General features: G+C 41.2%; 9 protein-coding genes, 1 pseudogene and 1 CRISPR repeat array. Of the genes and pseudogenes, 3 read left to right on the top strand and 7 right to left on the bottom strand.

What is annotated here, in order from left to right:
• Positions 1-2 precede the first annotated feature (2 nt).
• The 4 genes from V7K27_RS03820 to ldpA form a co-directional block, all read right to left on the bottom strand.
• A complete protein-coding gene (locus V7K27_RS03820) occupies positions 3-290 on the bottom strand; it encodes a hypothetical protein (protein WP_334944472.1) in 288 nt (95 codons plus the stop codon).
• A 158-nt stretch (positions 291-448) separates the two neighbouring features.
• Positions 449-3,062: a CRISPR direct-repeat array (repeat unit 37 nt; unit sequence GTTTCAGTCCCCGTGAGGGGATTTTGTTAATGGAAAC).
• Between the two features lie 652 nt (positions 3,063-3,714).
• Positions 3,715-5,013 carry a glycerophosphodiester phosphodiesterase gene (locus V7K27_RS03815; RefSeq protein WP_334944471.1) on the bottom strand — a complete coding sequence of 433 codons (1,299 nt, stop codon included), beginning with the start codon at positions 5,011-5,013 and terminating at the stop codon, positions 3,715-3,717.
• 890 nt (positions 5,014-5,903) lie between these two features.
• Complete coding sequence (locus V7K27_RS03810) at positions 5,904-7,646, bottom strand: R3H domain-containing nucleic acid-binding protein (protein ID WP_334944469.1); 1,743 nt, start codon at positions 7,644-7,646, stop codon at positions 5,904-5,906.
• A gap of 84 nt (positions 7,647-7,730) precedes the next feature.
• Entirely contained in the window at positions 7,731-8,915 is a 1,185-nt protein-coding gene (gene ldpA / locus V7K27_RS03805) for a circadian clock protein LdpA (protein WP_334944467.1), read from the bottom strand.
• Between the two features lie 214 nt (positions 8,916-9,129).
• Between ldpA and V7K27_RS03800 the strand changes: the two are divergent.
• From V7K27_RS03800 to V7K27_RS03790, 3 genes and pseudogenes are all read left to right on the top strand, one after another.
• Positions 9,130-9,297, top strand: a pseudogene (locus V7K27_RS03800) (element excision factor XisH family protein); the annotation flags it as partial.
• A gap of 431 nt (positions 9,298-9,728) precedes the next feature.
• Positions 9,729-10,286, top strand: a complete 558-nt coding sequence (locus tag V7K27_RS03795) for a LemA family protein (RefSeq protein ID WP_334944463.1) — start codon at positions 9,729-9,731, stop codon at positions 10,284-10,286.
• Between the two features lie 5 nt (positions 10,287-10,291).
• Positions 10,292-12,322 carry a DUF3137 domain-containing protein gene (locus tag V7K27_RS03790; protein WP_334944461.1) on the top strand — a complete coding sequence of 677 codons (2,031 nt, stop codon included), beginning with the start codon at positions 10,292-10,294 and terminating at the stop codon, positions 12,320-12,322.
• A 28-nt stretch (positions 12,323-12,350) separates the two neighbouring features.
• On the opposite strand, the gene V7K27_RS03785 is transcribed toward V7K27_RS03790, so the two are convergent.
• From V7K27_RS03785 to V7K27_RS03775, 3 genes are all read right to left on the bottom strand, one after another.
• The gene (locus V7K27_RS03785) at positions 12,351-13,637 is read right to left on the bottom strand and encodes a hybrid sensor histidine kinase/response regulator (RefSeq protein WP_334944459.1); all 1,287 of its coding nucleotides are present in this window, start codon (positions 13,635-13,637) and stop codon (positions 12,351-12,353) included.
• Between the two features lie 918 nt (positions 13,638-14,555).
• Positions 14,556-16,391 carry a GGDEF/EAL domain-containing response regulator gene (locus tag V7K27_RS03780; RefSeq protein ID WP_334944457.1) on the bottom strand — a complete coding sequence of 612 codons (1,836 nt, stop codon included), beginning with the start codon at positions 16,389-16,391 and terminating at the stop codon, positions 14,556-14,558.
• Positions 16,388-20,242, bottom strand: coding sequence for an ATP-binding protein (locus tag V7K27_RS03775; RefSeq protein ID WP_334944455.1), 3,855 nt, complete (start codon positions 20,240-20,242; stop codon positions 16,388-16,390). The genes V7K27_RS03780 and V7K27_RS03775 overlap by 4 nt, the downstream gene beginning before the upstream one ends.
• Positions 20,243-21,005: the final 763 nt, after the last annotated feature.

Here is a 21,005-nt window from a genome sequence, read left to right as displayed (position 1 = left end):
TATCAAACTCCACTACCCCCATTGCGATCGCGCAGGATGCGAAGAATTTCAGCGACATTGCCTTGTAGATTATCTACATTGCCTTGTAGATTATCTACATTGCCTTGTAGATTATCTAATTGATTGCTGTGTCGGGCTAGTGTGTTTTCAACTCGCTCTAGCCGATCAAGAATTTGTACCACTGCATATTGTGTCGTTCCCACAACGCCAATCTGTGCTTTGAGTGAATTTACCTCAATTGTGAGGCTGTCTAAACGAGCGTGAATATCTTCGATTTGTGCGTCTGTCATATATTTTTCTTGCCTCAACTACCAGATATTTCTGATTCTTTTGCACCTTGCTAGGAATATGTTAAACCAAATTCTGGGGCATACAGTTGGAGAGACTGGAATAGCATTGACCGAACTGCGAGATCGAAGTTTTCTATTTGATACTTTGCCATCAAAGGTTTGAGTTCCCCGTGAGGGGATTTTGTTAATGGAAACGAAGCTGATTTAATTTGGCGATCGGCCCAAAAAGATGTTTCAGTCCCCGTGAGGGGATTTTGTTAATGGAAACTCGACAGAGGCACCATTGCCTAGTAGCTGTCCTTCTGGAAGTTTCAGTCCCCGTGAGGGGATTTTGTTAATGGAAACGTCCCAGGTAGAGTAAAAGTTTCTTTTTCCGTCCAGGTTTCAGTCCCCGTGAGGGGATTTTGTTAATGGAAACAGTATTAGCAGGTCTTTCGATTGCATCAGTAGCGGTAGGCGTTTCAGTCCCCGTGAGGGGATTTTGTTAATGGAAACAGTAACCCCACGAGTAAAGACTTCGTGCAAGTCTTAGTTTCAGTCCCCGTGAGGGGATTTTGTTAATGGAAACTATTTGAAGTGGATGAAGAAAACGCCGAAAAAGTTAGGTTTCAGTCCCCGTGAGGGGATTTTGTTAATGGAAACGATAACTTCAAAGTGTTTCTCGCTCATTGTAATTTAATGTTTCAGTCCCCGTGAGGGGATTTTGTTAATGGAAACCAAGCAGTCTTGCAAATCAAGCTAAAAATGAAGCGTTTCAGTCCCCGTGAGGGGATTTTGTTAATGGAAACGTAAGACTATTCGTTGTGAAAAGTCGCCTGCCGCTGTTTCAGTCCCCGTGAGGGGATTTTGTTAATGGAAACCAGTTTGAAGACTCATACTTATTCCTTTGATTTTAGTGTTTCAGTCCCCGTGAGGGGATTTTGTTAATGGAAACTAAGCATCTTCTTAAAGAGGGTGATGACCTTAATTTGTTTCAGTCCCCGTGAGGGGATTTTGTTAATGGAAACCCCTGATATCCTACTGCCGAAAAATGGGGTATCAGTGTTTCAGTCCCCGTGAGGGGATTTTGTTAATGGAAACGTCCACAACCATTTACACTATCACAGCTAACAAGTCGTTTCAGTCCCCGTGAGGGGATTTTGTTAATGGAAACCTTTTCTTTTAGAGCGTCAGCCTGGGGGAAAAGATGGTTTCAGTCCCCGTGAGGGGATTTTGTTAATGGAAACCCGATATTGGCAGCCGCGATAACGACGATCGTAAGGGATGTTTCAGTCCCCGTGAGGGGATTTTGTTAATGGAAACTGATGCTTTTAGCAAGAATAGCTACAAGCCCGTTGATGTTTCAGTCCCCGTGAGGGGATTTTGTTAATGGAAACTTTTTAGCAGATTGGGCAACTTCGGCTACTGCCTTTTGTTTCAGTCCCCGTGAGGGGATTTTGTTAATGGAAACGCGGGTGAAAGTGTCCCCTCTGTGTGGAGTAGCGTTTCAGTCCCCGTGAGGGGATTTTGTTAATGGAAACTCCGATACTGCGTAAACATCGTATTCTACAGTTTTACGTTTCAGTCCCCGTGAGGGGATTTTGTTAATGGAAACTGCAGAGTCGCTCAATCCACCTGCCGGAATTATTGCCCGTTTCAGTCCCCGTGAGGGGATTTTGTTAATGGAAACGTCACCTGAACTGCGATCCTATTAGCAGTTGGCAGGTTTCAGTCCCCGTGAGGGGATTTTGTTAATGGAAACATAAAGACATAATTTATTAACATCTTTGTTTGGATGGTTTCAGTCCCCGTGAGGGGATTTTGTTAATGGAAACACTAAAAAACGTGGCATTGCTTTGCTGTCCTTGATTTTGGTTTCAGTCCCCGTGAGGGGATTTTGTTAATGGAAACCAAATGAAGGCATTGTTTTAAGAGGGAGGAATAAAGGTTTCAGTCCCCGTGAGGGGATTTTGTTAATGGAAACAGTCTATTATTTTCTTCTTCAGTCCAAAGATTTTCATGTTTCAGTCCCCGTGAGGGGATTTTGTTAATGGAAACCTGTTAATTCCAGGGACGCTAATTTAAGGGTGTCGGTTTCAGTCCCCGTGAGGGGATTTTGTTAATGGAAACCAGGTTTCTGTCACCGGGTCTTGAGAAATCGCTCGTTTCAGTCCCCGTGAGGGGATTTTGTTAATGGAAACTCAATAAAGATGCCTTTACCTAGATATGATCTAATTAAGGTTTCAGTCCCCGTGAGGGGATTTTGTTAATGGAAACAAAAATGTTATTGGGGCAGAAAATTACACAACAATGTTTCAGTCCCCGTGAGGGGATTTTGTTAATGGAAACCTTGGCAAAATATTAGGAGTGGCTAGCAGAGTTGCTGGTTTCAGTCCCCGTGAGGGGATTTTGTTAATGGAAACTAGGTTGTAACGATGGACTTTCATAATGCTTTCTTCCTCGTTTCAGTCCCCGTGAGGGGATTTTGTTAATGGAAACCTTAACCGGATCTTCCAATACCATCCCCATTGGTGTGTTTCAGTCCCCGTGAGGGGATTTTGTTAATGGAAACTTGCGGGTAATTCCAGGTGATTTACGACAATAATATGTTTCAGTCCCCGTGAGGGGATTTTGTTAATGGAAACTTTTGGTTGGCTAAATCCGAACATCCCCACTCCAGCAATGTTTCAGTCCCCGTGAGGGGATTTTGTTAATGGAAACTCCTTACACAAGAACTAATCACCTCTATTGGTAAAGTTTCAGTCCCCGTGAGGGGATTTTGTTAATGGAAACCGCTCGGTGCTGAAACCCTTACAGAGCAAGCTTCCTGCCAATGGTTTTGGCAGATCGAAAATTTTGGTCATTTTCAGCCTGCCTTATTGCAAGTAATTTGCAACTTACCGCATTTATGAAACGCTGTAGTTATTGATTTGTCAAGGTTCTGGCGATTTTGGCAGATCCCCCAGGGTTTTAGCCCCCGCTTCGACTTGCCAAACATCAAGCTGATACACCAATCATAAAACTATTGTTTGCTTTTGTCGAGGAATTTCCGAACTAGATGTAAATGTTCCCTTGATTGCCCCGCCATCAAGTATATATAGGAATCATATTTGATTTTTGAAATTATTTGCGTAGACAGGGAGTGGGGAGTGGGGAGTGGGGAAGAAGCCTTTTCGGGGTGTACTGATTTTTTTCAAAAATCAAATACTAGTCCTATAGATAGCGTTTCCTAATCACATAAGGTACATCATAGCCCCCTCTCGAAGAGCGGGGAGGGGGTTGGGGGTGGGGTTCAGTACCTACTCAAGCGATAACCGCTATATACAATCCTATCGAATCTTCTTCATGCTTAACCAGTGTTTCGATCTTGGTAATTATTTGAGATGCTTTTTGAGCAAGAGCGATCGCTCTTACTCAGTAATTTGCCGTAGTTGAGATGTAAACGTTACTGTGGATTAGTGGATTTTTGGAAGCTCCCATACTCTAATACTTTGAGGTTCACAGGACCATGTATCGCTTGTTGCTTGGCAACGTATCCAAAATTAGCAAAGTCAGTAAAATAGCCATCTATTCCTAACTTAATGAACTGTTCAAACTCACGAAGCGGTTGCCCGTGGTAGTCAGGGGAGAGAAAATATGAATCGCTGCGGAAGGTGTAAGGATGGAGTAGCAAGCCAGCATTATGAGCATCACTAACTAAGGAAGTTGGCTGTCCGAGGAACTTATCAGCATCGCTAATCTGCCCATCTCCATTAATATCAATCGGTTGACCTTGCTTATTCAATCGTGGAGAGGCAGGGACAATTAGCCGTTTGTCAGGGCCAATTCCAGTTGCATAAGTTTTAACTTGGGTCAATCCTTTAGGAGTGATCAGATCAGCGTAGGTTTGAGCAACCTTGTGGTAAACAAAGTCAAAAGGAGCGCCACTGCTATCAATTAACTGAATCAGAGGAATATCGACTCCAGCAGCAGGCATGATCTTATTTTTTAATTCTTTGAGATTAGAGACTTCAAAAGATTGAATAAAAATGCGATCGCGATTAGTATAGCCGTTGGCAACCAAGCGATCAATTAGAAGTTGTGAAGTATTGACATGGATAGGAGTACCATCTAAATATTTACCAGCTTCCGCAAAATATGTCGGGTGCTTGGTTTCGGGATAGATACCAATTTTTCGACCAGTTTTTGCTTCGCTGCGTTTGGCAAGGTTGATAACTTCATCAAAAGTAGGGATTTGAAACACACCATTATACTTAGTATTCTGAGGACGAATATTCGGCAGGCGCTCGATTGCCCGTAATTTCTTAATCTCAGCTAAAGTAAAGTCTTCTGCAAACCAACCTGTAACACGATTCCCGTCAAGGACTTTGGTTGTTAGACGTTTAGCAAATTCCGAAACATCGGCAACGTTTGTTGTGGCTTCTTGGATAGTAGGTTTCCCATGAGCATCGTAAACAATCTTGCCATTGTTATCTGTTTTCACTGTTGCCAATAGAGGTTCGTGGCGAACAATGAGGACTCCATCTTTAGTTACTACCAAATCAGGTTCAATGTAGTCTGCACCAAATTCAATTCCTAAGTTGTGAGAACCAATCACATCGCGTCCAAAATCTCCCACCGTATGTTCTGGACGATAACCAGTTCCACCGCCGCGATGACCGATTACTATCGGAGCTTGTCCGTATAGAGTATTTAGCTTGGGAAGCTTTGGGTTGCGGCTGTCAATAGCCTGAACAAAATTCATACTCCCTAGAATGACTGAAACAGATAATGCTAAAAAAAAGCAGAGAAATAATATATAACCTTTGAGCCGAAGCATATCTCAAACCTCGCAAATCTATGCTTTATAGTTTGAGAGTTCGAGGTTAAAACAAGGTTTACGAGAGTTTAACAAATTTTATAAGAAGAATTCAGAACTCAGGAGTCAGAATTCAGAATTGAATTGGAGTCCGACTGGGTAATGAATATTGGTTTAAAACCAAGCCGAATTATGGGCGAAAAAAATTAAAATATTCTCGCCTTAAAACTCTATTCCTTTATAGGTAGAGTATTCACCAATTCTGAATTCTGTATTCTGACTCCTGTTTTAGATTTTAAATTTTGGATAATGGAATTGAAGATTCAAAATCCAAAATCCAAAAAGGTCTGATATCATGTCCGGGCAATTAAGCATAATACCCGGAACCCCACCCCGCCAAAGCTGCGCTTTAGCTCCCCTCCCGAAGAGCGGGGAGGGGTTGGGGGTGGGGTTCTTTTATTATGGGTAATTTGGCGGACATGATATGAGAGGATGTTTGAAAAGTATTTTTCGTAACACCAAAGCCTCTCATATCATGTCCGCCTTAATACTTATGTCATTGCGAGCGGAGCGTGGCAATCCCAAACCTTTGCGATTGTTTCATTCCACTTCGTTGCATTCGCAATGACATATCGTAAGTGATTTGCCGAATTTGATATCAAACCTAACGCACTAGACCCCCCTTCCCTACGCTACGGTGTATACACAAGTCAAATTACCCCCCTTAATCCCCCCAATAAACGGGGGGAAACAGGAATCTAGTTCCCTCCCCAATCCATCGGGGAGGGTTAGGGTGGGGTAAAACCGATGCCAACGGAGAGGGTTTGGAGGTGAGGTTATGCCGGATAAATCCGCAATCTTCTATTTGGTTCTTCGCCAAAACTATGCGACTTGAGGCGATAATGTTCTACCAACTCATGTTGCATTTTGCGGACTTGGGGAGAACGCGGCAATAATTCCACTGGCTGTCCTTTCGGAATCACAATTTGCTCAACAGCAAGTCTAGCTTCTTCCAAGGCGTCCATCTCATCATCGCTACCATTGTGCAAAAACAGTTGCAGTTCTCGGTCGTCGGCCATCTCCGGGTCGTCGATGTTTAGCAACCGCCGCAAACCACGGGTAATTTGGGGAATTGTGCTGGACTTAATCATGTGAATGGGTACATGACGCGCTTTGGCCATTTGGCGTAATTTGGCGTGGTTTTTGACGTGCGATCGCAGTGCTAAAATTGCATCAGCACTATCTATGTCTTTTGTCAATACCACGGGTAAAGTTAACACACTAATTACCTGTTCCAGTTGGTGGCGGCTAACCCCATAAGGGTAAACGTGCAGTGGCAAATCTTCACCATTTGGCCCTGGCTGTCTGGTAGCAGTATCGAAATCAATGCTCTCAGAATAATTGAAGGATTCATCCAGCAAGCGATCGAACTCACTGCGTCCAGTCACCCGCTCTACTGGCAATTGCGGCAGTGCTACCATTTGTCCCGATGAACGCCAACCATTAGAGCCATTAGACTGTCGCGCCTGTGGGAAAGATTCCTCCACTGTCGCTAGCTGTCCACCGCGACCGTTGACAACAGCTAACTGCCTTGTAACAGCCACTTTGCCGTGATCATCAACGGTTCTCGTTTGTGGAGTAGCCTGACGTCCCCGCAGCAGATTATCTACTGAGTCAGCAACACTTTCGTGTACTGTCCAGCGTTGGCGTTCCAACATTTCCACCGCAATTTCAAAGGTAGGAGGGGCTTTACGCTCCAAAACTGTTTTTTGACTACCTCGCCGTCTAGCTTCATCGTCTCCCAGCGTCACAGCTTGGATACCCCCAACTAAATCAGCCAGGGTGGGGTTTTTAATCAGATTTTCGATCTGATTCCCGTGGGCAGTACCCACCAACTGTACACCCCGTTCCGCAATGGTACGAGCCGCTAAAGCTTCGAGTTCCGTGCCAATTTCATCAATGACAATGACTTCTGGCATGTGGTTTTCCACTGCCTCAATCATCACCTGATGCTGTTGATTTGGATGAGCCACTTGCATCCGCCGAGCGCGACCAATGGCGGGGTGAGCAACATCACCATCCCCAGCGATTTCGTTGGAGGTGTCAATAATCACCACTCGTTTATGCAGATCATCCGCCAAAACACGGGCAATCTCCCGTAAGGCAGTAGTTTTGCCCACGCCTGGACGCCCCAGCATGAGAATCGATTTACCAGTTTCTACCAAATCGCGGATCATGCCAATGGTTCCGAATACCGCCCGACCAACGCGACAGGTCAAGCCAATAACCTTACCCGTGCGGTTGCGAATAGCGCTGATCCGATGTAAAGTTTGCTCAATTCCTGCCCGATTATCTCCGCCAAAGATTCCGACTCGTTGAATGCAATCATCTATCTGTTCTTGAGTAACGGGTACTTCGCTCAGATACTCAGCTTGATTGGGAAAGCGAGCCTCTGGGCGACGCCCCAAATCCAAGACCACTTCTACTAAACTATCTCGTTTGGGATGACTCTCTAGTGCTTGTTGCAGGTCTTGGGGCAAAATGTCTAATAACTTTTGGAGATCGTCTGTAATCGTCATGCTTTCTATGGTGACGTTTTTAGAGATAGCGAGGACATTTACGTGCAGGAGAATCCGCCGTGGGTAATTTTCCGTAACGAGCGATTAACGCTCCTGCTGTGACTTGATCTGGGAAACGAGAGAATGGGCAAGTTCTACAGCTTGCCAAAGTAATGTATCATCTTCTTCTAGGCGAACAGTCGCCTTTACATTGGTGTTACTTACCTCCTTATTCTCTAACTGTTCAAGAATTGGTGACAGCAGTACACGGGCGTAGCTACCGTAGGCGACACCGGAAATAGATGGGGAAGATGAGGGGGATGAGGGGGATGAGGGGGATGAGGAAGATTTTGCTCCCTCATCTCCCCCTGCTCCCTCATCTCCCCCTGCTCCCCCTGCTCTCTTCAGCAGTCCCATTGCCTTTAACTTAGCAACGGTATAGCTATTTGTGCCGCCTGCTAACTGCACATATCCCGGTAACTTAGCTGCCAAAACTTTTTGCCCTAATTTCACCGCCGCTATTGTAGTGCCATCGCCAATATCACCACTCATCGGACGGCCGTCGGTTTGCCAAATTAAAGCACTGTTGAGCGGGGTAATCAGGTCATATACTGCTCTCAGGTAGTCAGTCATCCCCTCGCCATCGGGACAACTGATAGCTAATAACTTTAGTTGATCGGCCCACGGTGAAATTGCTTGCCATAATTGCTCAAATTCTGCCAACCGCCCGACTTTTGTATGGATTTCTACGGCATCTACTCCCGTTGACATTACCAATGGCGCGATCGCTCCCGGCGTTGACATATATGAACTTGTATAAATTATATCATATGGACAAGCTGGTATACAACGACCGCAGCCATAGCACTTTTGTGATAATACTCCCGAAAAGTCTTCTTTTATACTGTTAAACACGATTGCTTGTGCCGGACAAATCCGTTCACAGGGTCTTGGGCAGTCTGTAGGACACTCAGTAGGATTAAATTCTGCTTTCCGAAAATGTGGGTCTTCTCCATCGTTCAGGCTGACCATCAAAAAGGGTGAGTTGCCTTTGTAGTCAAAGCCTCGTTTTTGGGCTTCCCTAGCAAGAGTTCTGGCTACTTGTAGCGCTGCTTGCGCTGCTGCGATCACTGCTGGATCAGCTGCGACATCTATGCAGTCAGCGCCCGCCAAAGTATAGGCTAACGTTAAACTTCTGACTGCCGGCAAATGCTGGAAGCTGGCTCCGCAGATCAGCTTGAACCAGTGACCTTGTTTGAGAGATTGTAAAGGGGCGAACAAATCAGTCACTATTCTATTATGCGTTTATGCGACTAAAAATAGTAGTCTGTAATCAAGAAAAAATCCTGATTTCCTAATTAAGGGACTTCCAAGTAAAAAAATATCCAATTTTGGGATGCACATTGGTATAGAATTTTACCTTATATTCCAGAAGAATTAACACAAGCGATCGCTCCTGCTGCTCAAGGGGAGTTTGTCCGTTAGGAAAATTCAACACTAATTTATGCAGGCGTTGGACATTTTCCATGATGTAGTAAAACAGGCTTTAGAGAAAGATGGTTGGCTGATCACCAATGACCCTCTCTTGCGACGTTTTGGTGAATTGGATATGTACACAGACCTTGGTGCAGAGAAAATTCTAGCAGCCGAACGAGACGAAGAAAAAATTGCTTAGGACTTACGCATAAGAGATCCCCCAACCCCCGATAAATTGGGGGCTTTTTAGATCCCCCCAATTTATCGGGGGGTTAGGGGGGAGTGCGCTTCGCGCACGCTACGCGAACGAGGTTTCAGGTTTTGAGTGCGTAAGTCCTATTGCTGTTGAAGTCAAAAGTTTTGTTAGTTGAAGAAGATCAACCCCAGAGACTCTTATATTTAGCAGTTCATTTTGATACACATCGTTCCTTTTTCACTTTAGAACTGCCGCGCCGTTCTTTTTTTTACTAAGTGCATCCTCATGGAGAATTGATAGAAGAATAATAAATCCAATATCTGACGTTATTTATACTGAATAAATTATAGTAACTTCACATATTTTTACGAAAACAATACTCTTTAAAAAAAACTATTTAGTTAGAGTATAAATAATAATTAATTATTCTCATGAATAAAATGTTTATTTATATAACAAGCTTTATTGCTTTATTATTAATCATATTTATTATTTTATATAACAACCTAATTTACAAAAAAAATCAAGTTGATAATGCATTTTCTACTATTGATGTGGTTCTGCAAAAAAGATGTGATTTGATCCCCAGACTTGTAACATTAGCTCAAATGTATATGCAATTTGAGCAAAAAATATTGACAGAAATTAGCAGACTCAGAAGTAGAGCAACTTCAAAAAATTTAAGTGATAATAGTCGAATTGCCGTAGAAGACCAAATTTCGAGAACGTTAAACAAAATTATACTAGCAGTAGAAGCTTATCCAGAATTAAAAACAAATCAGCATTTTATCCAATTGCAATATTCATTGAATGAAGTAGAAGAACAAATTTCCGCCGCCAGGAGATTTTATAATTCTGCTGTAACTGAATATAATAATGCTGTAGAAATGTTTCCGACAAATATTATAGCTTCGGGGATGAGATATCAATTAAAATTGCAGTTTCAAGCTAATGCACAAGCAAGAAATAATGTAAATATTGAAATTTAAAAAATATGTCAGAATTGAAACTAGTAAATATTGGAGAATTCTTAAATGCAATAGTTAAACTATTAGAGCATCAAAAAAATTACAAGTTAGCACTTCATGGATTGGAAAGTTTTTTCCAAAATAATGCAGAAACAAATGCAAAAGAATATTTATATGCACGGGTATTACTTTTAGATGCATACCTCTACAATGGACGCTTTGATCAGGCAATTAACTTATGCCAAGAACTGAGCAATAGCAAACATCAAACGACTCAGATATTAGCACAGTACTATCTTGCCGAAATATTCTCAGAAGCTCAACCTATAGAACAAAAATCATCGCTAAATTCAACTAAAACTTCACTTACTACTGCACAAGCGGCTGAACTTATAAACACTGCGTATCAAGACCTTACTAAAAAACGCTATATACAAGCCATTCAAGCATTAAATATTTTTTGTCAAGGTGCTTCTCCAGCTACAAAAGAATATTTGCAAGCACAAAAATGGCTGATAAAAGCATATCAACAAAACGGGGAAATTAATCAAGCGATCGCTCTTTGTCAGCAACTTTTGATAAATGACCATGAAGCAACGAGAAAATGGGCAAGAGAACTTTTATTTACAGAGCTATTTACAAATGATATTGATGTTTCTGCGACTGTACCAAACTCCACCGAATCAACAGTTCAGCTACAACCACCAAGCCAAACTTTATTAGAAGAATGCGAACCAGCTATTGAAAAGTTTACACCAAAAACATTAAATGAATTTAAAGTCTTTTTCCAAAACAATCTCTTGGATGAATTAAAAATATTTGAAGCTCGAAGAAAACAAGTTTTATTATTTATTCTTATTGCTGATCTACTTTTTTTGTCTATTATAATAGTAATGCTCAGGGCTTTTCCAGTTATATCTTCTTTTCTCGAATTTTCTAATGAAAATACTGTATTTTTTCAACTTGGCTCTTTAACCATATTTATACCACTTACATTCATATTTTTGTTTTTCAATTTTTTATTCGTTCTATTATTAATTTTTTGGATTTGGATACTTTTTTATACTGGAGCGGTTGAAACATTTTCCGCAGGTTTTAAATACAAAGTATCTGAAAAAATATTTAATTTTATTAATCAAAATAAAAAATTAAAATATGTAATAGTTTCTTGGGAAAAAGATATTAAAAATAGTATAGATTCTTTCCAACATAGCCAACTATTTCAAGGACTTATCAAACCTAATAAAATTCTACAGGATGATTATATTCATGGCAGAGTCAATGGTGTTGATATCTGGTTCTCTAATATTCGCGCCGAAGTAGAACTAAAACATTCTTGGACTAATCCTTTAGATATTACGTATTGGTTAAAAGTAAATAATGAAACAATAATTCACGATGATTCAACCATAATATTTATATTTTCAATCTTACGCCTTTTTTACTTTCTTACTTTTTTCTTGCCGGCTACATTTTATATTGGTTTTTTAATTTTTAGATTTATTAAATTAGTACCATATATATTTAATAATATTTTACGTGGTAAAAGTATTGAATATAAAAAAATTGAATCGGAAATTATTAAAAATGAAGTGACTCGCACAAACTTAATCTTTAAAGGATTATTTTTTAAAGCTAAATTTAATAAAAATCTCCAAACGGTTACAATTGTTGAACCAAAAATTATCAAGGTCAATATTCATGCTGTTAATCATGCAAAGAAACAGATAATTAAATTAGAAGATCCAGAGTTTGCTGAACTTTTCACTGTTTATGGTGATGATCAAGTAGAAGCACGTTATGTCTTATCTACTAATTTAATGAATAAAATAGTTAACTTTCGCAAGAGAACCAATAGAAATATTTATATTTCCTTTGTTGATGATATGATATATATGGCCATTGAAGAAGCAGTAGAAAATAATATATTTGAACCTAATCTATTTAAAAGCATGTTAAAATTCGCGCCGTTAAGAGAATATTTTGAAACTCTCAACTTAATGTTGGGAATTGTTGAAGACTTTAATCTCGATAGACGCATTTGGAAACAAGACTAATAGCATTTTTTCTGAAGCTGCAATATAGTTAAGGCTCAGGTTGCTCTATGGGAATTTCGATCGCAAATTCTGCTCCTTGCCCAACAGATGAGGTACAGGTAATATTTCCTCGATGTTTTTGCACAATAATCTGATAGCTAATGGATAATCCTAGCCCACTACCTTTGCCTACAGGCTTTGTGGTAAAAAATGGGTCAAATAAACGCGATCGCAACGACTCTTTTATACCAGTGCCATTATCAGCGATCGCAATTTTGACCATATTCAAGTCTGTCACCTCTGTATGAATCCGAATTTGGGGAGTAGAAGATTGATTCCCCACTCTTTCTTCTATTGCATCAATAGCATTATTTAACAGATGCATAAATACTTGGTTTAGTTCACTTGCATAACAACTGACTAGAGGCAAATTACCATAATCTTTCACTACAACAATTGCGGGACGGTCTGCTGTTTCCCTGAGTCGATGTTGTAACATCACCAAAGTATTCTCGATGTCTTCATGGATATTTACCGGCTTCATCTCTGCTTCATCGTGCCGAGAAAAGTGTTGTAGCGCCAAGACAATTTCCCGAATGCGATCAGATCCTCTATACATTGCACCTATGAGCTTTTGCAGATCCTTAATTATAAAATTCAGGTCTATATTTTTGGCTATTTGCTGAATTTTTGGTGTGGGTTTGGGATATTCCTGTTGATAGACCTCAATCATATTTACTAGTTCTTGCACATATTCACCAGCATATTTGAGGTTCCCATAAATAAAACTGATCGGGTTATTAATCTCATGAGCCAGTCCAGCCACTAACTGCCCCAACGCCACCATCTTTTCGTTCTGAATCTGTTTAACTTGGGCGGCTTTCAAGTTGTCAAGAGCCTGTTGGAGTAAAAAGTTTTTTTCTTGCAGTTTAACTTGGAGCAAACGTAAATTAATCTGATTTTCAATTCGCAACACAACCTCTGCCCCATGAAAAGGTTTTGCAATATAGTCTACACCACCAACATCAAAGGCTTTTACCTTATCTACAACATCATCCAGGGCGCTAATAAAAATTACTGGGACTTCACAAGTTTTATCATCAGCTTTCAGTTGTTGACAAACTTGATAGCCATTCATCTCTGGCATATTGATATCCAGCAAAATCACATCTGGCAAAACCATTTGACACGCAGTCAGTGCCATTTTACCGTTTAAGGCTTTGCGAACTTCAAAACCTTGTGCAGTCAACATCGCCGATAAAAGCCGCAAATTATCTGGGGTATCATCGACTACCAAAATATTTTTTTTGTGAAGGTTAGTTTGATTAAAATGCATTATTATCAAAAGCTAGGCGGATGATGATTGAGAATAGTAAATGCTTCTTTGAATTTACCCTAAAATTTGTTGACCGATTTCACCGAAATACTTATATTGATATAGGAATCATATTTGATTTATCAAAAAATATCGGTAGTCTTGTAGTAAACCCTCTTGCCTAAAATGTTGCAAAAAAATTGTCGGTTGGGTGGAGCTTTGCGTAACCCAACATCCTGATATATGTTGGGTTACGCAAAGCTCCACCCAACCTACGTCTACGTCTAATGCACTATTTTAGCCTAGAGAGTCCACTACGTGCATTTCACTAATCTTATACCAGTCCTATAGTTTAACTCTCACGGTACTTAACACACCCTACAGCTAAAGCGATTTTATAGAAAGCGGCGGGAAACTCCATCCCCAGGTGTCTGTAGAGGGATATCCGCCCCGCCGCTTTAGTCATTAGTCATTAGTCATTGGTCATTGGTACTAATGACTAATGACTAAAAACTCCATCCCGCAAGTGGCGTGGAGTTTTTTATATTTAATTCAACCTACCTACTTAACAGCAGTATAGTAGATATACTGGTTCCTATCTGCATAAAGTACATATCAAAACCTCACCTCCAACCTCTCTCTTAACTCACACAGATGTAAGATAAAGCACAGCTTTATCGTGGTGAGGTTAAGCTGTACCTCATTCTTATTAGGAAACGCCATAAGTAAGTTGGTGCGAAAAAACCCAAGTATATTACGAAACGTAAATAGGCTTAAAGCCCTTACTAATGACCAATACTTCGACCTCGCTCAGTACAAGTGACAAAGGACAAATGACAGCCTTCACCAATTAGCTTTAATTGCGCCGACCTACTTAGCACGCGCAGATTCTCTAGGCGAGTGTCAACAATGAAATTTTTCCCAGGCGCTATTTGATAGCTACCATTGAGGTGCTGCGGCAAGCAACTTAAGAACCAATTGTTGTTCTATGGGTTTAGAAAACAGATATCCTTGAGCAAAATCACAGTTTAAACTTCTCAATTGGGCTAACTGTTCTTGAGTTTCGACACCTTCAGCGATTACACTCATCCCCATTGAGTTGGCAATGCCAATCATTGCTGGTACTAACCCCATATTCTCTTTGTTTTGCTGCATACGTTTGACGAAAGATTGATCAATTTTAAGCGCATCGAAAGGAAAGTTGTGCAAGTAACTCAAAGAGGAATATCCTGTACCAAAGTCATCCATAATCAACTTGATTTCTCGCTGCTTTAGTTGTTGAAGAATTATTTTAATCGCATTAGTATTTTCCATAATTACAGTTTCTGTAATTTCTAATTCCAAGTATACAGGATTTATTTGATTTTCATAAATTATTCGGTCAATTTGTTCTACCAAATTTGGCTGTGAAAATAACTTTGCACTCAAATTGACACTAATAGTTAGAGGTTGTGGGGTTACAGGATAATGTTGCCAAATGCTTAGTTGATGACAAGCTGACTGTAATACCCAAGTATTGATGGGATTAATCAAACCTGTTTCTTCTGCCACAGGAATAAATTCTCCGGGATAAACCAGACCGCGAATCGGATGTTGCCAGCGCACCAAGGCTTCAAATCCAGAGATTTTGCCTGTAGTCAGCGAAACAATTGCCTGATAGTAAACGAGGAATTCTTGCCTTTCAACAGCCCTTCGCAGGTCATTTTCTAACTCTAAAAGCTGAATAGCTTTTTGATGCATCCCTGGATCGAAAACGTGATATTTGCCTCTTCCTTGAGCCTTGGACTGATGCATTGCCGTATCAGCATCCCGCAGCAAATATTCTGGGCGATCATAATATTTATTGCCCCAACTAATACCAATACTGGCATTCATAAATACTTCATATCTTGACAGTTTAAAAGCAAGTGATAGCTGTTGCAGAATTCTTTCGGCAACTTGGATTGCTATATTTATATCTGTGATATTTTCTAGGATAATTCCAAATTCGTCACCGCCCAATCGTGCTAGAGTATCAATAGGTATCAGACATCCTTGCAGGCGGTGAGCGATGGCTAACAGCAATTCATCTCCCACCTGATGGCCAAGAGAATCATTGACAACTTTGAAGCGATCGCAGTCTAAAAAAAGTACCGCAAACTGATAACTAGATTCTTGTTGGGTACGATTTAGAGCATTTTCTAGCCGCCGAATAAACAAAACTCGGTTTGGTAATCCTGTCAGTGAATCATGGAGTGCTATATCTAGCAGTTTACTTTGCAATTTCTGACGGGAAGTGATTTCTTGTTGGAGTTTTTGTAGAGTTTTTTCTAGCTCGGCAGTTCGCTGTTTTACCCGATGTTCCAGTTCCATATTTAGTTTCAATATTTCTAATCGCGCTGATCTCAATGCAAGTTGATTTTGCACGCGCACTAAAACTTCTTGAAACTCAAAAGGTTTGGTGATGTAGTCTACACCACCCACCCTAAAGGCTTTAACTTTGTCAAAAACATCATCTAAAGCGCTAATAAAAATCACCGGAATATCAGCTGTTAGCTGCCAAGCTTTAAATGTCTGACAAATTTCATAGCCATCTACTTCTGGCATCATAATATCGAGTAAAATCAAATCTGGTAATAGTGCTTGAGTTGCTGTCAGTGCCATTTGCCAGTTCAAGGCTTTACGAACGTTATGCCCATCCTTTGTCAATATGGATGATAAAATTCGGAGGTTGTCCGCCATATCGTCAATGATCAAAATATCTTTTTTATCAGAGTCTAAATGGTCGTAATTCATTTTACGTTTGTTATAGTCAATTCCATGATTTTCTCAAACTGGTAGTTATTTGCTAAATCCCGGATAACTTGGAAAACTTGACGATTATCTGATGGAATTTGCTTGAGTAACTCTAAAATCAGTTCATCGCTACAGCTGGCTGCGGCATAGTGGATTTGTTGGAGCCACTCAGGTGACATTTGTGATAAACGGCTCAGAAGTTCGGCAACACTGACAAACATCTGTGTAGGTTGATCGATAACTGCACCTTTTGTGATTTCTAGTTGGTTGGTATACTTTACGCCCAGATGCTGACTCAGCTTTTCCAATAGTACTTCCTGTGTAAATGGCTTGCGAATAAAATCATCGCAGCCAATGGACAAAATTTTCTGGCGTTCTTCCTCAAAGGCGCTAGCAGTTAGGGCAATAATGATCGTCTGTGTATTGGAGTAATCCTGCGTTACCCCAGAGAAGTCGCAAGGGTGAGCCAGGGCTGTTGGCGCAGTTGCTATAACTTTCGGAACTTGGGCAACACAAAGGTGCCCCAACGCCGGGTTGGCCGTATGCTCCATACTTCGGCAATGTCTGACAGTGAGCAGTTCGACAAGCTCACTGTCAGACCTGTCGATCTGCTCAGTACAAGTGCCCCATTGCCCATCTTGGATTTCTCTAGCTTTAATAATTCTTGTAGCTTCATAACCGTCCATGACTGGCATTCGCATATCCATAAAAATCAAGTGTGGTTGCCAAGATTTCCAATTAGCGATCGCTTCACTACCATCAGTAGCTTCCCTGACTTCAAAGCCTAGAGCGGTGAGAATTTTAACTAGCAATAGACGGCTTTCTTTGGAGTCGTCAACTACTAAAATCCGGTATGCTTTTTCAGTAGGTGCTAAAGCTAGAATTTGGTATTTAGTTGGGTTCGTCGGGATTTCTCTGGGGCAACTTAGAGCAATCTGAACATCAAAGGCAAATGTACTACCGACACCAGGCATACTGCTGACACTAATATCTCCTCCCATCAGTTGCACGTATTTATGGCTAATCGCCAAACCCAGTCCCGTCCCATGTTGCGATTTTCTGCCGATTTCGGTTTGTTCAAAAGCCTCAAACAGCAAGTCAATTTCTTGTGGGGCAATACCACAGCCAGTGTCTTGTACCTCGAAGAAGAGATAAGGGGGATAAGGAAGATGAGGGGGATGAGGGGGATGAGGAAGATAAGGGGGATAAGAAAGATTTTGCTCCCTTATCTCCCCCTGCTCCCTCATCTCCCCCTGCTCCCTCATCTCCCCCTGCTCCCTTATCTCCCCCTGCTCCCTCATCTCCCCCTGCTCCCCTGCTTCCGCAGCCCCCAGTCTCACCCGTAGTGTCACTCTCCCTGTATCAGTAAATTTGATGGCATTTCCCAAAAGGTTGAGCAAGATTTGACACAGCTTTTTTTCGTCAGTTTCTATGTACTCAGGAATGTCTTGTGCATATTCAAACAGTAATTCTAAATTTTTAGATGCAGCACGCAAGTGCAACATCTTTTCTAAGTTCTTCAATAGATGAATTAAGTCAAAGCTACTGCGATTTAATCTGATTTTGCCAGCTTCGATTTTAGACATTTCGAGAATGTCGTTAATTAACTTGAGTAGATGTTCGCCAGCACGATTAATAATTGCCAAGTTTTCTTGATGTTCGCCAGATAGCGAATAATCTCGGCTCATGATTTGGGTGAAACCAAGAATGGCATTGAGTGGGGTACGCAGTTCGTGGCTCATATTAGCGAGGAATTCGCTTTTGGCGAGGTTGGCTTTGGTGCTTCGCGCTGCTTCACGAATTGCTGCTTGTTGTTCCTGTGCAGCGATTTTTTGCGATTGAATCAGTTCTTCTTGGGTATTTTGCAGTTGTTCGATAACTTGCTGGAACTCTTCAGTACGTTTTTTTACTTGAGCCTCTAAGGTGCGATTGTATTCTGCTAATAACTTTTCTGTTTGTTTGCGTTGGGTGATATCAAAAAATGTGGCGATCGCAAAAGCTAGATTTCCCGATTCATCATAGATGGGTTTTCCTAAAATTTCAATGGGAGTAATCTTGTCACAAGAGCGAATTTCCATATCATCAACCCTGGTGCTTTCCCCTTGCAATGCTCTCAAAATCGGCATGCGATCGCTGGGGTAAAATTGATCTGTCCCGGCAAGGTAAGCTTGATATACCTCTGACAATTTATCAACGCTAACTTTTGCGTAGACGCTTTGCGGTGAGGGTGTCGCAGTCTTCTCTACGAGACGCTGCGCGTTGGCAAAGCCTCTCGTAGAGAAGGCGCTTGGCGTCGATTGCGTTAGCGTAGCGTTAGCGAGTCTTGTCTGCGACACGCTACGCGAACGAGCGTCACTCCCGAACCCGGAGGGCTTGTCGTTAGACATCGCTCCTTGACCAAGAATTTGCTGCCCAATTTGATTTCTATAATAAGGTTCACCTTTAGCATCTATGATCAATACACCTACTGGTATGGCTTCTAAAAATTGAGTTAGCCGACTCTGACTATGAGATAGCGCCTCATTTAAAACTTGCATCTGGGCATTCTTTGCTGACAAAGCACTAAAGGATGCTTGGAGTTGTTTTGCCATAGTTTCAAATGACTTAGCTAGTTCCCCCAATTCATCGGAGCGCTGAATTTCTGGTGTCTGCTCCCATTCACCTTGAGCAATTTTCTTCGCTGATGTGTTTAATTGTAAAATCGGATTAATTACCCAGCGAGCAGTCAAAATCCCAATTCTTGTAGCAACTAAAAAAGCAACTATGCACACCAATATAGTAATGCGGGTGTTAGCGTTAATTTGCTCCATAAATTCGCCTTCGGGAATCACCGCCACAATTAGCCAATCTAAGCCCAGTTCGTCCCTCCAGCTTTTTACCTGCACAAAATAACGCATTCCATCGGCACTAAAACTTAGCTGTTGCTTCCCCACAACAGACTTAAGACTGCCAAAGCGTTTGATCAAAGATTGTGTTGTGAGTCTAATTAAAGAATTTTGACTATCTAATGCTGATCGACGTTTTCCTTTGCCATTAACGATGGTATATGGTGGATTGCTAATAGAAGAGGCCACTATTAACCCAGAACGCTCTAAAATAAAAGTTTTACCCGAACGCTCGACATTTAATTTAGCTAAAAAGTTGCTGATTTGTGACAATATCAAATCGATACCAATCACCCCAACAAGTTTGTGAGTTTTATCGTAAACAGGATAGCTGGAAGATATGGATAAAATTTCTGGTTTATCTTCCCATTGATAAATTTGACTCCAAACGGGTTTGCCTATCTTGACTGCATCTGCATACCACGCTTCTAGTCGAGGATCGTAATTTTTGACTTGCTGCAACTGGCGGCGATTGCCGTTCTGGTCTGAATTGTAAACATAAAGTTTTCCGATGCCGTGCTTTTCGGTAACTTCATTAATTAACAGTGTGCCATTATCTAAACGTTCAATGCCGATAAATTCACCTTTGGGGTTGGCAAAGTTGTTGTAGCCAATATCGAAAACCCGCATTTGTTTCCAAAAGTAATTTCCGGTGGTTTTAAAGTCCGAAAGGTTGAGCAAACCTAGCTCAACTGCATCTATGTTGATTTGATTGATTTGCTTCGGGTTTGTTAAATAGTCATCAAGATGCTGTTCAATGCGATCGCATATCTCACTTTCTAATTGAGTAGCAAGCTCATTTACCGCTTTTTGGCCGTTTTGATAGGAAAGATAGCCCACAAGTCCCACCGCCCCACAAATTTGCAATATAAAGGGCACAATCAGAACATATCTCACAGGCATCTTGGCATAAACTTTGCCAACTAAGCGATTAATAGATTTGACGGGCTGAATTTTGGATAACATTATTGTTTAATTCTTCCCCAGCCTATATTGGTAGTCTTTCCGCTATATACAATACGTTCACTATCAGTATAATTACGATATGCGATCGCTTTGGTCATGTTTTTGCATTATTAGGGACTGACAAATAAAAAAATACTCAACTACTTCTTGTGGGGTGGGCGACACGAGATCCCTTGTATATGGGCGCTCATGTTGCCCACCCCACAAGATTGAGTAATTTATTTGTTGGAAGTCCCTTATTTAGTATAAAAAATAAAAGTACTTTTTTATACTTTTTTTATTGACTGAGTTCCTCCAATGCCTAATTTTCAAACTTTGCGTCACCGAACAACCCGCCGTAGACATCGCGTAGGTTGGGCGGGTAGATCACCGCACCTGAATTTGCTCAGTTTGATCTGGCAATGTGTCAACAGATTTTCTCGGACTCACTGAAATTCGACCGAGAAACTACAGTATGCCATTCTAAAATTCAGGTCGCCATTAGCACCGAACCCTAAATTTAATTTTTAACAAAATTCGGTGGGTTTAAGTCCCCGGCAACTAACAAGCCGCAAGTATGTTAAGCGGGGTCTGTCTCAATACGGTTCGGATAAGAGTTGATCCCCCCAACCCCCCGATAAATTGGGGGGCTAATAATGGCTCTATTTCCCCCAATTTATCGGGGGACTAAGGGGGATCAATAAGTGCCTATGCACCTTAACCGATCCGTATTGGGGTCTGTCTTGCAAAGTTGCTCAAGAGGGGAAACGCCAAGACCGCAATG

This window comes from Nostoc sp. (assembly GCF_036919575.1).
Lineage (GTDB): Bacteria > Cyanobacteriota > Cyanobacteriia > Cyanobacteriales > Nostocaceae > Nostoc.
This window is presented reverse-complemented; position numbering and strand designations above follow the sequence as displayed.

Bases quoted from the DNA above. Each gene is read 5' to 3' on its own strand.
- V7K27_RS03790 (WP_334944461.1), top strand. From the start codon at position 10,292: ATGTCAGAATTGAAACTAGTAAATATTGGAGAATTCTTAAATGCAATA.
- V7K27_RS03795 (WP_334944463.1), top strand. From the start codon at position 9,729: ATGAATAAAATGTTTATTTATATAACAAGCTTTATTGCTTTATTATTA.
- V7K27_RS03815 (WP_334944471.1), bottom strand. From the start codon at position 5,013: ATGAATTTTGTTCAGGCTATTGACAGCCGCAACCCAAAGCTTCCCAAG.
- V7K27_RS03810 (WP_334944469.1), bottom strand. From the start codon at position 7,646: ATGACGATTACAGACGATCTCCAAAAGTTATTAGACATTTTGCCCCAA.
- V7K27_RS03780 (WP_334944457.1), bottom strand. From the start codon at position 16,391: ATGAATTACGACCATTTAGACTCTGATAAAAAAGATATTTTGATCATT.
- V7K27_RS03775 (WP_334944455.1), bottom strand. From the start codon at position 20,242: ATGTTATCCAAAATTCAGCCCGTCAAATCTATTAATCGCTTAGTTGGC.
- V7K27_RS03785 (WP_334944459.1), bottom strand. From the start codon at position 13,637: ATGCATTTTAATCAAACTAACCTTCACAAAAAAAATATTTTGGTAGTC.
- V7K27_RS03820 (WP_334944472.1), bottom strand. From the start codon at position 290: ATGACAGACGCACAAATCGAAGATATTCACGCTCGTTTAGACAGCCTC.